Origin of the sequence: Castellaniella sp. (assembly GCF_036379515.1) — a bacterium.
Classification (GTDB): Bacteria; Pseudomonadota; Gammaproteobacteria; order Burkholderiales; family Burkholderiaceae_B; genus Castellaniella.
In genome coordinates, this window is the sequence record NZ_DASVGN010000038.1 from 202,036 (window position 1) to 216,150 (window position 14,115).

General features: G+C 61.7%; 11 protein-coding genes. 5 read left to right on the plus strand and 6 right to left on the minus strand.

Annotation, left to right across the window (positions count from 1 at the left end):
* Positions 1–13 precede the first annotated feature (13 nt).
* Positions 14–988, plus strand: a complete 975-nt coding sequence (locus VF285_RS14050) for a quinone oxidoreductase family protein (protein ID WP_346953256.1) — start codon at positions 14–16, stop codon at positions 986–988.
* Positions 989–1,034: 46 nt separating this feature from the next.
* On the opposite strand, the gene VF285_RS14055 is transcribed toward VF285_RS14050, so the two are convergent.
* Both VF285_RS14055 and VF285_RS14060 read right to left on the minus strand, forming a co-directional pair.
* The gene (locus VF285_RS14055; RefSeq protein ID WP_346953257.1) at positions 1,035–1,406 is read right to left on the minus strand and encodes a cytochrome c; all 372 of its coding nucleotides are present in this window, start codon (positions 1,404–1,406) and stop codon (positions 1,035–1,037) included.
* Between the two features lie 11 nt (positions 1,407–1,417).
* Complete coding sequence (locus VF285_RS14060) at positions 1,418–2,665, minus strand: molybdopterin-dependent oxidoreductase (protein WP_346953258.1); 1,248 nt, start codon at positions 2,663–2,665, stop codon at positions 1,418–1,420.
* A gap of 268 nt (positions 2,666–2,933) precedes the next feature.
* Between VF285_RS14060 and VF285_RS14065 the strand changes: the two genes are divergently transcribed.
* On the plus strand, positions 2,934–3,812 hold the full coding sequence (locus VF285_RS14065; RefSeq protein ID WP_346953259.1) for an urea transporter: 879 nt from the start codon (positions 2,934–2,936) through the stop codon (positions 3,810–3,812).
* A 45-nt stretch (positions 3,813–3,857) separates the two neighbouring features.
* Entirely contained in the window at positions 3,858–5,732 is a 1,875-nt protein-coding gene (locus tag VF285_RS14070) for an ABC transporter ATP-binding protein (protein ID WP_346953260.1), read from the plus strand.
* Here the strand turns inward: VF285_RS14070 and VF285_RS14075 are convergent, their stop codons facing one another.
* Genes VF285_RS14075 through cysG form a run of 4 tightly spaced genes read right to left on the minus strand, consistent with a single transcriptional unit; the run spans position 5,733 to position 10,147 of the window.
* Positions 5,733–7,043, minus strand: coding sequence for a sulfate adenylyltransferase subunit 1 (locus tag VF285_RS14075; RefSeq protein WP_346953261.1), 1,311 nt, complete (start codon positions 7,041–7,043; stop codon positions 5,733–5,735).
* A complete protein-coding gene (gene cysD / locus VF285_RS14080; RefSeq protein ID WP_346953262.1) occupies positions 7,043–7,954 on the minus strand; it encodes a sulfate adenylyltransferase subunit CysD in 912 nt (303 codons plus the stop codon). Before cysD ends, VF285_RS14075 begins: the two co-directional genes overlap by 1 nt.
* 16 nt (positions 7,955–7,970) lie before the next feature.
* Entirely contained in the window at positions 7,971–8,723 is a 753-nt protein-coding gene (locus tag VF285_RS14085; RefSeq protein ID WP_346953263.1) for a phosphoadenylyl-sulfate reductase, read from the minus strand.
* Positions 8,720–10,147: a siroheme synthase CysG gene (gene cysG / locus VF285_RS14090; RefSeq protein ID WP_346953264.1), complete on the minus strand. Its 1,428-nt coding sequence runs from the start codon at positions 10,145–10,147 to the stop codon at positions 8,720–8,722. The genes VF285_RS14085 and cysG overlap by 4 nt, the downstream gene beginning before the upstream one ends.
* Before the next feature lie 336 nt (positions 10,148–10,483).
* On the opposite strand from cysG, the gene VF285_RS14095 reads away from it, so the two are divergent.
* Positions 10,484–12,328, plus strand: a complete 1,845-nt coding sequence (locus VF285_RS14095; RefSeq protein ID WP_346953265.1) for an assimilatory sulfite reductase (NADPH) flavoprotein subunit — start codon at positions 10,484–10,486, stop codon at positions 12,326–12,328.
* 46 nt (positions 12,329–12,374) lie between these two features.
* Positions 12,375–14,081, plus strand: a complete 1,707-nt coding sequence (cysI, locus tag VF285_RS14100; protein WP_346953266.1) for an assimilatory sulfite reductase (NADPH) hemoprotein subunit — start codon at positions 12,375–12,377, stop codon at positions 14,079–14,081.
* Positions 14,082–14,115: the final 34 nt, after the last annotated feature.

Genomic DNA, 14,115 nt, shown 5'->3' on the forward strand with positions numbered 1-14,115 from the left:
AGGGAGAATCTCGATGCAGGCATATCGCGCACAGCTTGACGGCGGCCAGATAAGGGTCAGTTGCGATCCAGTCGCTGAGCCGACTCCCGGGACCACCCAGCTCCGGGTTCAGGTCCGCGCAGCAGGCCTCAATCGTGGCGAACTGCTGGCCCTGCACGGCCATCCTACGGCTTCGGGCCAGCCTGTCTCGCTAGGCATGGAGGCAGCCGGCACGGTACTGGAGACAGGCGCACAGACCGGAGGCTTCAAGGTGGGGGACCGAGTCATGGGCCGCTGCCACGCCGCCTATTCGGAGCAGGTGCTCATGGAAGCCTCGGACGCCATGCCGATACCTGAATCGCTGTCATGGGAACAGGCAGCGGCTATCCCCATTGCGTCGCTGGTCGTGTACGACATGCTGATCGCTCAGGGCCACCTTGCGTCAGGGCAATGGCTGCTCGTCACCGGAGTTTCTTCAGGGGTCGGCGTGCTGGCTCTTCAACTTGCAAAATCCCTGGGCGCACGAGTGATCGGCACCTCGGGTTCTGCAGCCAAACTGCAGCGGCTACAGAAGTTGGGGCTGGACGTAGGCCTGCACACCCGGGTGGACGATTTCCATGTGGCGGTCATGGCCGCGACGCAAGAACACGGTGCCGACTTGATCGTCAACACCGTCGGCGGGACGGTCTTTGCCGAATGCATCCGGTCGCTTGCATTCGAAGGCCGCCTTGCCATGGTGGGCTACCTGGACGGCGTGCAGAATAGCCCGCTGGACCTCGCTGCACTGCACCGAAAGCGCCTGACCTTATTTGGGGTGTCAAGCAAACAACAGAGTGCAGAGCAGCGCCACCACCTGGTTCAAGGCGTCGTGCGCGAGGTACTGCCGCGTCTGCCTCACGACGCGCCTCTCATCGACAAGACATTCGCTTTCCGTGAACTGCCGCAAGCGATTGCCTATATGGAATCGGATGCGCAACTCGGAAAAGTCGTCTTGCGGGTGCACTCATAACATCGGTTCCGCCACCCGCAAGACGCTCCCTGTTGCTCTTGCAGAGTTACTTCTTGGCCGCCGGATGTGCAGCGCCATAAGCCCGACTCGCACCATCGCCCGAGCCATAGATCTTGTACATGTACTCGGCAATCGCGTCCATGTCCGCTTCGGGGATAGGCGCGCCATAGGCTTTCTTCATCTTGTGCACTTCGGCCGTCCACCATGCCTGGGAGGAGGCTGGCTGCGTCTGCATGTACGCAGCCGTGTGGCAGGCCGTACAGTTTTGCAGCGCCTTCTGGTAACCCGGCAAAGTGCTGGGTTCAAGCGTGGCCGTATCGGGTGGCAAGGTGATTTGTAAGGCGCTGGCAGGCAACGCGGCGGCCGAAAGACAGAATGCCGCGCCCGCCATCAAAATGAAACGATGCAGTGTAGACATGATGACGGCTCCTAGATGGCAGTGACGCGCGTGGTTTCCACCACGTTGCGCATATAACCGGAGGGATTCCAGAGTGCCTCCATGGGCTGCGTCTGGCCGATGCGGTTAAATGCCCTGACCTTCAGTTGCAGCGGGCCCCGTTTGGCCGGAGTAAAGGGCAGGGTCCACTCGCGGAATGAATATTTGCCATGGTCGTCGCCCAGCTTGGCCCGCCTCCAGGAACGCCCGCCATCCGAGGACACATCAACGGCCGTCAGGCCATAACCACCATCGAAGGCAATTCCTCGGAGCACGGTGGACTTGCCCACATGCAGCTTGTCGCCGTCCAGCACACTGGTGATGAAGGAACGGATTGCGAATTTGCCGATCGGACGCGACTTGGTCATTTTTCCACCCGGCGCCACGCAAGCGCAGGCGTCGTCAGGAACCCGATACGCTGTCTTCATCCAGAAATTTTCGAGCGGTTTGTCGAGCACGGTGATGTCGGAGAGATGCTTGACCCAGTAGGTCCCGTAATACCCCGGGACGACCAGGCGTAAGGGATAGCCATTGAGCATGGGCAGGTCTTCGCCGTTCATGGCCCAAGCCAGCATCACTTCGCCATCCAGCGCATGATCGAGTTCAAGCGCCTTGATGAAGTCGGGACCATCACCAAACGGAGGATGATCCAGGCCATTGAACGAGACCTGCACGGCACCCGCCTTGAGCCCAGCCTTTTCGAGCACGGCCTTCAGGGGCACCCCCGTCCAGCGGGCGTTGCCCATGGCGCCGTTCCCGGATTCGCCGCCATTGACTCTGGGCTCGAAAAACCCGCGGCTATTGCCCGAACACTGATGTGCTGCTGCCAGCGTGGTTTCCCCCAGCTTTTTGACGTCCGCCAGCGACAGAGACAAGGGCGTGTTCACGGCTCCCTTGATCTCGACGCGATAGGTGTCGAGATTGATGTCGGTCGGAACGCCGCTCCAGTGATAGCGAACGAAAAAGGCATCATTCGGTGTGAAGATGCCTTCATTGAAAATGCGAAACGGGGTTTCGAGTTGGGGCGGGCGCGCCGTCTGAAGAATGAGCGGCCGCTTCTGTGGGAAGGTCGCCATGGGACGCATCCCATTGGCAAAGGGCAAATCGACCACTGCGGGTGCGGCCGCACTGGCGACCCGAGACAACCCGCCTAGAGCTGCCCCTACGCCCATTGCAGCACCCAGCTGCAAAAAACTGCGGCGGGTCGTCGGACCTGAATCGCCACGATGCGATTTTGTCATGTCTCACTCCTCTTCCGTTGAAAACCTTGGCATTTTGAGTTCCCGAATTCTTCTTATGAACCCATCTTATGAGCTTATAACCATACTGACGACAAGCTTACTACGGGCGTTCCTCCAGCCACAGGCATTTTTTGGACCAGTGACAGGCTTTCATTGGGACCAGATCCCACCCAAAATCGCCCCCGGTTGCGCTCACCAAAGACACGGAGGTCTATACTCGGCCAGCCGCCCAGCCGGGCATTCACTCAACGATCACCACAGAGGCAGCATGACCGAGTCAGGAGCCCTCCAGCACGAGCCGTTCGTACACTGGTTGCACGCGTTCTTGCGGGGGATCGGACAGGTCTATCTGCAGCGCAGCGCCTGGACCGGCACACTGCTGCTCGCGGCCGTGGCTCTGCAATCGTATGAATGGGCGGCAGCCTGCGCGCTCAGCACGCTGGCCGGTTCGGCCTGGGGTTATGCATTTGGCGACCGAAACGCCTGGCGTGACGGGCTCTACGGGTACAACGGCGCGCTCTCCGGCATCGGTGTCCTGTGGCTGATAAACCCTGGGCCCTTTGCCTGGACACTGGTCGTGATTGCCGGGATCATCACGGCCAGTATTGTCATCCTGTGGCAAAAGGCAAGCCGGTTCCCGGTTTATACGGCACCGTTTGTCGCAGTCACGTGGCTACTCATCGCGCTGGCGGCCTGGCTGAGCTGGCCCAACGCAACTCCGACAGCCCCTCTGGAAGCTCCGGCGCAAACCGATGCACTGTTCGGGGTGCTGCGGGGTGCAGGCCAGGTGATGCTGTTGGACAACCCGGTGTCTGGCGCACTGTGTCTGCTGGCACTGCTGCTCTCAAGTCGAAAAGCCGCCACGACGGCACTGTGGGCCACCTTGCTGGGCTGGGGAATCGCGTTGCTGCTGGGGTTTCCCTCAGACCTGCAGACACTTGGGATCTACGGCTTCAATGCAGTGCTGACGGCAGAAGCCCTACGAACCCGAGGGCGCTGGTGGCTACCCACCTTGGGCATCATCCTCAGCACTGTGCTCACACGTGGATTACAACTCGAGGGCATCCCCACACTGACAGCCCCCTTCGTGCTATGCACCTGGCTGCTGGTACTGGGTGCCGCGCGGCTCCAGCCCCACGCCCACTGAAACGCGCTCATACTGAATCCATCCCACGGGTACACAGGCAACGGAATGATTTTTCGCTGGTTCGAATCGCTGATTCAGGTTTTCAAAGAACCCGACGATCGCATGCCGCCCACCCAGGTGGGCCACTTTTACCTGTTCTATCTCCGTCAGGTGTGGCCTATTTTTGCGGCTATTCTCGTGGTCGGATTTGGGGTGTCGGCGATCGAAGTGGCGCTGTTCGGCTTCATCGGGCGTATCGTGGATCTGGCCAAAGAATTGCCGGAACCGGGGTTCTTTGCGCGACACGGACGTGAGCTACTTTGGATGGCCCTCATCACCGTGGTGGCTCGACCGATTTTCAGTGCTCTGCACGACCTGCTGGTCAACCAGACCATCGTCCCTCATCTCACCAATCGCATCCGTTGGCAGAACCACCGCTATGTCATGCGACAGAGCCTGAGCTTCTTTCAGAACGACTACGCCGGACGCGTCGCCAACCGAATTCTGCGTACGGGCGACGCCCTGCGTGAATCCGCCGTGCAGGTGGTCGATGCCTTGTGGTACGTCATCGTGTATGCCGGTAGCGCGGTGGCGCTGTTTGTCCATGCCAATTGGCGGCTGGCAGTTCCACTGGTCGTGTGGATCATCGTGTATGTCGCCTTGCTGTACGTATGCATCCCCATCATGAAGGAACGATCCTGGAGAGCCTCTGCGGCCAGTTCCAAACTCATGGGCCGCATCGTCGACGGCTACGGAAATATCCTGACCCTCAAACTGTTCGCGAAGCGCAAGCGAGAAGAAGCCTACGTGGGTGAGGCCATCGCTGAACAGACCGAGAAGCTTGCCCACATGACACGCGTCACGACTGCGCTTGATGCCGGCGTCACCGCTCTCAACAGCCTGCTGATTGCCGCCACCTCGGGGCTCGCCCTCTGGCTCTGGACCCGTGGCGAAGTGACTGTAGGCGACATTGCACTTGCCACAGGATTGGTCATCCGCATCAGCAACATGTCGGGATGGATCATGTGGGTCGTCAACAGCATCTTTGGTGACGTGGGCACAGTGCAGGATGGCATTACCTCGATTTCGCGACCGCGTGACGTGCAAGACGCAAACCAGGCGCAGCCCCTGCGTGTATCCGAAGGCGTCATCGCCCTGCGCGACGTCCACTTCCACTATGACCGAGGGCATGCGGTGTTCTCGGGCCTGAACCTGGACATTCGAGGCGGTGAAAAGATCGGCCTGATCGGGCCGTCCGGTGCCGGAAAATCCACCCTGGTCAGCCTGCTCCTGCGCCTGCACGATCTCACACAAGGCTCCATTCTGGTGGATAACCAGGACATCGCGCGTGTCACACAGGAAAGCCTGCGCGCCCAGGTCGGAGTCGTGACACAGGATACATCGCTGCTGCACCGCTCCATTCGAGACAATATCCTGTATGGCAACCCGGACGCGGAAGAGTCCCAGCTGCAGGCCGCCATTCGCAAAGCCCATGCCGACGTGTTCATCCCGGGCCTGGTCGACGGCGACGGCCGCCACGGCCTGGACGCCACGGTAGGAGAACGCGGCGTCAAGCTGTCTGGCGGGCAACGCCAGCGCATCGCCATTGCCCGTGTGCTTCTGAAAGATGCCCCCATCCTGGTGCTGGACGAAGCCACCAGCGCGCTGGATTCCGACACAGAAGCCGCCATTCAGGAAAGCCTGGAGCTGCTCATGTCGGGAAAGACCGTGATCGCCATCGCCCACCGCCTGTCCACCATCGCACGCATGGATCGCCTGGTCGTGCTGGATCACGGTCGCATCGTCGAAATGGGCACGCACGCCGAGCTGCTCGCCCAAGGCGGACTCTACGCTCATCTGTGGCAGCGCCAGACCGGTGGATTCATGTCGGACCCGACGGCAAAGGGCCGCCGATCCGCACAAGGCGCCCCACACGCCTGATCAGCTGCCGGCCGCCAACCGCACCATGCCAGCGGCAGCTGTCTGGTGACTCGCCTCGTCAATCAGGATGAATGCCCCCGTCGCAGGCTCATCATCGTAATCATCAAGGGCCAACGCATCGCGCACGCAGATCTGCACTCGGCCAATATCGTTCATGGCCAACTCCCCGTGCCAGGGAACCGAACGCAATTCGTGGATATCACGGCGCGCAGTGACGTCGACAACACGGCCCCGAGTCAGACGCGAACCCTGTTTGAGCCAGTACCATCGGGTCTGATCAAGTGCTCGCCGATCCAGCCAGCACAGATCAGCCTCGAATTGCCGCGCCTCGACAGGAGGGATACCGTCGCCCACCAGCAAGTCGCCCCGAGAGACGTCAATTTCGCGATCCAGTACGACCGTGACGCTATCGCCTCGATGTGCAATCTGCAGCGGTTGATCCCCGCGCCACAGGGCGCTGATGGATGCGGACTCCCCCCCCGGCAGCACCCATACCGTGTCACCTACGCGCCACGTTCCGCCCCGAAGTTGCCCCGCATAGCCCCGAAATGCACGTGTCGTGCTGCCCTCATGCCGAATCACCCATTGAACGAAGAAGCGCGAGGCGTCGCGACTATCAGGGTGCCCCACTGGCAATGCCTCCAAGAGCGGCAGCAAGGGCGAGCCCGGATACCAAGGCATGTGGGCGCTGGCATGAACGACGTTGTCTCCGGTCAACGCAGACAGTGGTACGCACTGCAACGAGGGAATCTGCAAACGTTGCCCAAGATCGTGGCAAGCGGCCTGAATACCACTGAACACCTCGGCATCCCAACCCACCTGGTCCATCTTGTTGACCGCCACCACGACATGGCGTAGCCCCAGAAGGCGTGCGAGAGTGGCATGGCGCTTGGTCTGCGTCAACAACGCCCCACCAGCCGCCCGCGCAGCATCGACCAGAATGATGGCGGCGTCCGCCGTGGATGCTCCCGTCACCATGTTGCGGGTGTACTGTTCGTGTCCGGGGGCATCCGCAATGATGAACTTGCGCACCGGCGTCGCAAAATACCGGTAGGCCACATCGATGGTAATGCCTTGTTCGCGCTCGGCCTCCAGACCATCCGTCAACAGGGCCAGGTCCGGTGTACTCCCCGGCGCACGGGAATAGCGCGACCGGGAGATCGCATGTAACTGATCGGCAAACACACCTTTGCTATCGAGCAGCAGGCGTCCAATCAGCGTGGACTTTCCATCATCCACAGACCCGGCCGTCACCAGACGCAACACGCTGCCGTCGGCCATCGTCGGCCATTGTTCATTTAACGTATCCATCAGAAATATCCCAGTTTCTTACGGCGTTCCATGGAGGCCTCGGAGACCTGATCATCCATGCGGGTGGCACCGCGTTCAGTGAGGGTGGCGACGGCCGTCTCGGCGATGATGTCCACGGCCGTGGCCGCCATCGAAGCCACCGGACAGGTGCAAGATATGTCGCCCACCGTGCGAAAACGTACGGACACGCGCTCCACCGTCTCGCCCTCGCCGGCCGGCGTGAGGGGCGTCACCGGGGCCAACAGGCCCTTGCGGCGCACGACTTCACGCACATGGCTGTAATAGAGGGAGGGCAAAGCGAGCTGCTCGCGCGCCACATATTGCCAAATATCGAGTTCGGTCCAGTTCGAGATCGGGAATACTCGGATGTTCTCGCCTGGATGCACCTGCGTGTTGTAAAGATTCCAGAGTTCCGGACGCTGGTTCTTCGGGTCCCACTGGCCGAATTCATCGCGAAACGAGCAAATGCGCTCCTTGGCACGTGCCTTTTCCTCGTCCCGACGCGCACCGCCAATACAGGCATCGAATTGAAACTCGTCGATCGCCTCAAGCAAGGTGATGGCCTGCGCCGCGTTACGTGAGTCATTCTCCCGATGCAACACGACGCTGCCGCACGCGATGGAATCCTCAACCTTGCGCACCAGCAAGGTCTCACCCAATTGTGAGACCCGCGCATCGCGAAAGGCGATCACTTCAGGAAAATTATGGCCCGTATCGACATGCAGCAATGGAAACGGAAAGCGCCCCGGACGAAAGGCCTTCTCGGCCAGACGCAAAAGCACACAGGAATCCTTGCCCCCCGAAAATAGCAATACCGGCCGCTCGCACTCGGCTGCGACCTCACGCAATATGTGGATGGATTCGGACTCCAGCCAGTTCAGGTGCGTACGTTGCAACACGGAAGTAGTCATCGTGGCCTCAAATGGATCAAGGGATGGAAGGGGGCACGGCGCGTGGAATCACCGTGGGGGCGGCGTGCAGACCACATTCGCGGGTCGCGCGCTGCTCCCACCACCAGCGTCCGGCGCGCAGATCCTCACCTGCGCGAACCGCACGCGTGCAGCACTCGCAGCCTATGGACGGATAGCCGCGGTCATGCAGGGGGTGGTAAGGCACGCCCAATGCGTGCACTACGCCCCACACCTCAGCCGTGGTCCAACGGGCCAGCGGATTGAACTTCTGCAAGCCAAATGCCGCGTCCCACTGCGATTCAGGCAGCTCGGTGCGCGTCACGGCTTGCTCGCGGCGCTGTCCAGTGATCCAGGCGGAATGCCCAGCCAACGCGCGACGCAGCGGTTCGACCTTGCGAATCCCGCAGCAGGCCTTGCGCAGTGCAACGCTCTCATGGAACGCATATTCCCCATAGGCATCCACGTGATCCTTCACCGCCTGTGGATCGGGGTGCATCACCCGTATCCGGATGCCATAGCGTTGCTCGACGACGGCCACCAGATCCAGCGTCTCGGCGTGCAGTCGCCCCGTGTCCAGCAGGAAGACCTCCAGGCGACACGGCAGTTGCATGAGCGCGTGAATGAGCAAGGTATCCTCGACACCCATAGACGACGCCAACTGTGCGTCCGGATACGCGTCAGCAATTGCGCCCAGCTGCGCCAGCAGGGCCTCCCAGCGAGACGCCAGGGTGCCGACGAGACCCTCGGGCGGTCTGCGAAGGACGCTCATGCCGCAATCGCCTGAGGAGCGGATGGCGCAAAGGCGACGGAGGAGTCTGCATCAAGAGTCTCGCCAAACCAGGCAAGTTGCGTTCCCAGGTCGGCGACCTCGCCCACGATGAGTAAAGCAGGTGAACACACGGCGTAGCGACGCGCCGCAACGGCAAGGTCGCCAAGCCGTGCGTGCAGCGTGCGCTGACCAGGGCGCGAACCGTTCTCTACTAAAGCACATGGGGTGGCGGCCGGTAACCCTTGCCGTACAAGCTCCGCGCACAACATGGGCAGACGCTCCACGCCCATGTAATACACCCGCGTCTCGCCCTCTCCCACGAAGCCGCCCAGATCCGAGCGGCGGTGTGCCGTGGCAAGCGTCACAGTACTGGCATGATCACGATGCGTGAGTGGTATGCCGGCATAGGCTGCGCACGCCAAGGCGGCCGTGATGCCAGGCACCACTTCATAAGCCACGCCCTGCCCGCGCAGGAATTCAAGCTCTTCACCGCCCCGACCGTACACCAGAGGATCACCGCCTTTCAGGCGCACTACGCAGCGGCCACGGCGAGCATGTTGCAGCAAGAGCGCGTGGATACGCCGTTGCGTGGCCTCGTGATCCTCGCCCGGTACCTTGCCCACCGAAATTCTGAGCGCATCGCGGCGGGCCAAGGCCAGCACCTCGGTACTGACGAGACGATCATGCAGGATCACGTCCGCCTCGTTCAGAGCCCGCAAACCCCGCAACGTCAGCAGGCCTGGGGCGCCCGGCCCCGCCCCCACCAGGAGAACCCTGCCTTGTATCGGCATGGTGCGACGCGCCAGTGCATCGCTGAGCAAAGCTTCGGCGCGCTGTGGGAGATCGCAGCGCAAAGCCGCCAGCACGGGCCCTTCCAGCGCCCAGCGATACAGCGCACGACGTGCCCGCAACTCCGGACGGGCCGCCCGGATGGCGGACCGACGATGAGCCAGCAACGCCGCCAAAGAGCCCACGGCGGGTTCAACCTGCGCCTCAATCCGTTCACGCAGGTGACGGGCAACCACCGGGGCAGCGCCCCCGGAGGAAATGGCCACGACGACCGGAGAGCGATCCACGATGGCAGGCACCTGTGCGGACGAAAGCTCAGCATCGTCGACGACGTTGCACCAAAGGCGCCGAGCCTGTGCTGCGTCGGCGACCGCACGGTTCGTCACCGGGTCGCCGGTGGCGGCGAACACCAGCCAGGCCGAATCCAGTTGACCCGGTTCGAACTCACCCTGGTACAAGGTGATCTCACCAGCCTGTGCCCGAACCTGCACCTGGGGGCGCACCTGAAGTGCAACGACCACCACCTGAGCACCTGCAGCACACAGCAGCGCGATCTTGCGCTCGGCAACCAGGCCGGCACCCACGACAAGCACCGGCCGGCCGCGCACATCCAGGAACAGGGGGAAATGATTCATGGAAACCTCTTTTCTGAGGGGTCCATTCTAGGAACGCTCAGGCGCGGGAAAAACGATTGTCTGGTTATGCCGTTATGTCGCCATAAACAAATACGCAAATCGCAGCAAACACCCCGCTCACTGCTCACGTAACGCCGCGCCCCATCTCGCTTTTATGCCTGCGCCGTCTTTTCTTATGCGTCCATTACCTTATGACCAATCATTCCTTCCTTAGCGCCACATCCGATGGCTACCATGCGCCTTTGAAAACCGCTTGCGCAGTCATCTCTCAGCGCTCGCAACGAGGCCTGCAAGACATGAACACTGCCCTTTCACCTCGCCACCATGGAGCATGACATGACACCCACCAGCGACGCGGCCTTGGCCGTATTACCGATTCCCCCCGAAAAGGCACGCACTGCCGCCGAGCTGATCCAAGGCCTGGACGGTTACGGACTGGAGTGGCTGTCGGGCTATCTGGCAGGCGCCGCTGCGCAACTGCGCACCCTTCCTGAGCACACGATCCCCGCGGCCCCCCTCGCCGTGGCGGCCCCTGCCACGGCGCAGTCACTCACGATTCTCTACGGCAGCCAGACAGGCAACGCCAAGCGGTTGGCCGAACGCCTGGCGGCCAATGTCGAAGCTGCCGGCCTGCCCGTACGCCTGGTGCGAACCGACGCCTATCGAACGAGTGAATTGAAGAAAGAAAAATTCCTCTACCTCATCATCAGCACGCACAGTCAAGGTGACACCGCCGAGCCTCCTGATGACTCGCGAGGGTTCTTCGAGTTCCTGACCAGCCGGCGCGCGCCGGCGCTACCCGAGCTTTCATACGCCGTATTGGCACTGGGCGACTCCAGCTACGCAGATTTCTGCGGTATCGGCCGGCGTCTGGATGAACGGTTTGCAGAGCTGGGGGCCCAACGTCTGCTCACCCGAGCCGAAGCCGATGTGGATCTGGAACAGATTGCCACCCCCTGGGCAGAGGACGCGCTGCAGCACGCTCGCAAACAGCTTGGGCATCCCGATTCGGCGCGACATCCTCCCACTGGTGGCGTAGTGACTTTCTTGCGACCGGCCCACGCCGCCTGGACTCGCGAGCGCCCCTTCCTGGCGGAAGTCCTCGTCAATCAGGCGATCGTGGCGGAGGATAGTAACAAGGATGTACGGCACATCGAACTCTCACTGCAGGGCAGCGGCCTGCGTTACCAGCCAGGCGATGCACTGGGTGTGTGGCCCACACAGGCACCCGACCTGGTCGTTCGCATTCTGGATGCGCTGGGGCTGGACGGAAGCCTGGAAATCACGCTGGGCGAGGAGCGTCGGCCGCTGGCTCGATGGCTCACTGAACGCCGCGAGCTCACGCTTCTGACGCGTCCATTTGTCCGCGCCCACGCCGAACGGGGCCACCACGCGAGGCTTCAGGCGTTGCTGCAACCCGAGGCATCCGCAGAGCTCTCACAACTGCTTGAAAACTGGCAGCTGCTCGACCTGTTGCGCGCATACCCAACCGCCTGGGACGGGGATGCACTCGTCGCCGCGCTGCGCCCCCTCGCGCCCCGCCTGTATTCCATCGCAAGCAGCCAGGAACAGGTGGACGAAGAGGTGCATCTTACGGTCGCCCTGCTGGACTTCGAACACGACGGTGAACCGCGCTGGGGCGTGGCCAGCCACTACCTCAGCCAGGCTGCCGAAGGGACACAGGTACCGATATTCGTAGAACCCAACGAGCGCTTCCGCCTGCCGCAGGACACGACGCGCGATGTAATCATGATTGGCCCCGGTACAGGTGTCGCCCCCTTTCGCGCCTTCCTGCAACAACGCCAAACCCAAAGTGCCACGGGACGCAACTGGCTGTTCTTCGGCAACCCCCATCGCCACAGCGATTTTCTGTATCAGATCGAGTGGCTGCAGGCGCTCAAGGAAGGCCTGCTGACCCGTCTGGACGTCGCCTTTTCACGCGACCAGGCCGAAAAAATCTACGTGCAGCACCGGCTGCGCGAACACGGCGCCCAAATTTGGGAATGGCTGGAGCACGGTGCCCATCTCTACGTCTGCGGTAATGCAGACAGGATGGCACCTGACGTTCACACCGCGCTGGTCGACATTGCCGCCGAGCACGGCCACCAATCTCGCGAAGAAGCCACAACCTGGGCAGAAGCGCTGCTGACCGAAGGCCGTTACACCCGCGACGTGTACTGAGCCTGATCCTCCTACGAACAATGTATCGATCCCATCTGGAACCTACATGACGCAACAAACTACTACCCCACTCTCCACCCTGGAACTCATCAAAGCCGACAGCCACTTCCTGCGCGGCACGATCGACCAGGGGCTGGCAGACCCGACGACAGGCTCAATCAGCGAGCCAGATACCAAGCTCCTGAAATTTCATGGCAGCTACCAGCAGGACAACCGTGACGTGCGCGACGAACGGCGCCGTCAGAAGCTGGAACCCGACTACGGATTTATGGTCCGCGTGCGTCTGCCGGGCGGCGTCATCACCCCAGCGCAATGGCTGGGACTGGATATGCTGGCAAGCCAATACACGAGCAATGGACTGCGCATCACCACCCGCCAGACCTTTCAGTTCCATGGTATCCGCAAGGAGCACCTGCGAGACATGATCGGCGGGATCAACAACACCGGCCTGTCCACACTGGCGGCTTGCGGCGACGACGTGCGCAACGTCATCTGCTCGGTGAACCCACAGCTGTCGTCGAGCCACGCCGAGGTCTACGACTGGGCACTCAAGCTCATGAACCACGTCAAGCCGCACACGACTGCGTACAAGGAGCTTTGGATAGACCGTCTTGCCAACACCACCGACGGAGCGCAGGACGACGAACCCTTGCTGAGCAAAGCCTATCTGCCGCGCAAATTCAAGTTTGGCATTGCCGTCCCTCCATACAATGACATCGACGTCTTCGCACAGGACTTTGGTCTCATCGCGATCATTGGCGAAGACCACATCCTTCAAGGCTTCAACCTCGCCCCAGGAGGGAGCATGGGCGCCACCGCCGGTGACTCAAAAACCTACCCTTCACTGGGCGACCTGATCGGCTTCGTCACGCCGGACCATCTGCTGGAAACATGCTGGCACGCCGTGGCGGTCCAACGCGATTTCGGCGACCGTAGCGAACGCAAGCATGCACGGCTGAAATACACCATCGACGACCGAGGTCTGCAGTGGTTCCACGACGAGCTGCAATCACGCCTGAGCTTCAAGATCGAGCCGCCACGGCCTTATCACTTCGAACACAATGGCGACCGCTACGGCTGGATCAAGGGTGACAACGGCCAATGGCACCTGACACTGCAGATCCCCAGCGGTCGCATTCGCGACGTCGAAGGTCACCCGCGACAAACGGGAATGCGCGAGATCGCCCGCATCCACAAGGGCGAATTCCGCATGACCTGCGATCAAAACCTGGTCATTGCCAACGTGGCCGCTTCGGACCGTGCGGACATCAACGCGCTGGTCAAAGAATACGGTCTGGACGATTACAAGCGTGCAAGCGGGCTGCGACTGCAAGCCCTGTCCTGCGTGGCCCTGCCCACCTGCGGCCTGGCCATGGCCGAATCCGAACGCTACCTGCCGCACATTCTCGACAAACTGGAAGAGCTGCTGGACAAGCACGGCTTGCGCGACGAGCCTATCCACTTTCGAATCTCGGGCTGCCCCAACAGTTGCTCGCGTTCGTACATGGGGGAAATCGGCCTGGTCGGTCGCGCAGTCGGCAAATACGATTTGCGCATCGGTGCCGACCACATCGGCGAACGCCTGAACGCGCTCTTTCTGGAAAACGCCGACGAGCAGGCCATCCTGTCGGCGCTGGACGGCGTATTTGGCCGCTATGCCGAAGAGCGTACCCGCGGTGAGCACTTCGGCGACTTCGTCGTTCGAGCAAATATCGTCGCCCCACCCAAACGGCGCCCCACCATCCGCTACTGAAGGCCTCGTGGTCCGTGCCCCATCCAGCCAGCCG